Raw genomic sequence first — 705 nt, forward strand, 5'->3', positions numbered from 1 at the left:
GAAGCTTTATATTATTCCGCAGTAGCTCAGTGGTAGAGCTATCGGCTGTTAACCGATCGGTCGTAGGTTCGAATCCTACCTGCGGAGCCATTGCTTCCATAGCTCAGCAGGTAGAGCACTTCCATGGTAAGGAAGAGGTCAGCGGTTCGAGCCCGCTTGGAAGCTTTATTAAATGTATTATTACCAAGGTTTCTCATAAGGAGAAAGCTTTTTTTATTGCGATATGCGGAAGTAGTTCAGTGGTAGAACACCACCTTGCCAAGGTGGGGGTCGCGGGTTCGAATCCCGTCTTCCGCTCCATTTATCCCAACGGGATATTGTAAATTGAATTGCGCCCGTAGCTCAATTGGATAGAGCGTTTGACTACGGATCAAAAGGTTAGGGGTTCGACTCCTCTCGGGCGCGCCATATCTTTTAATAGAATAGATAGGAAATCGGGAAGTAGCTCAGCTTGGTAGAGCACATGGTTTGGGACCATGGGGTCGCAGGTTCGAATCCTGTCTTCCCGACCATTTTTTATGGGGCCTTAGCTCAGCTGGGAGAGCGCCTGCTTTGCACGCAGGAGGTCAGCGGTTCGATCCCGCTAGGCTCCACCAAAAGTTTTTTTAAAAAAGTTATTGACTTTGGAGAAGTGACGTTGTATACTAATAAAGTTGCTTTAACAAAGCGGACAAACAAAATGATCTTTGAAAACTAAACAAGACA

At 46.5% G+C, this 705-nt stretch carries 6 tRNA genes; all 6 read left to right on the plus strand.

The annotated features are described in order from the left end of the window. Positions 1–15 precede the first annotated feature (15 nt). The 6 genes from N878_RS30595 to N878_RS30620 all read left to right on the plus strand — a co-directional run bounded on the left by N878_RS30595 (position 16) and on the right by N878_RS30620 (position 596). Positions 16–90: transfer RNA gene (locus N878_RS30595), tRNA-Asn, on the plus strand. A gap of 2 nt (positions 91–92) precedes the next feature. Beyond that, a tRNA-Thr gene (locus N878_RS30600) sits at positions 93–165 on the plus strand. A 60-nt stretch (positions 166–225) separates the two neighbouring features. Further along, positions 226–300: transfer RNA gene (locus N878_RS30605), tRNA-Gly, on the plus strand. 31 nt (positions 301–331) lie between these two features. After that, positions 332–408: transfer RNA gene (locus tag N878_RS30610), tRNA-Arg, on the plus strand. A gap of 27 nt (positions 409–435) precedes the next feature. Continuing rightward, positions 436–512, plus strand: a tRNA-Pro gene (locus tag N878_RS30615). A gap of 8 nt (positions 513–520) precedes the next feature. Beyond that, a tRNA-Ala gene (locus tag N878_RS30620) sits at positions 521–596 on the plus strand. The last annotated feature ends 109 nt before the right edge of the window (positions 597–705 follow it).

It is taken from the genome of Pseudomonas sp. EGD-AK9 (assembly GCF_000465935.2).
Lineage (GTDB): Bacteria > Pseudomonadota > Gammaproteobacteria > Pseudomonadales > Pseudomonadaceae > Aquipseudomonas.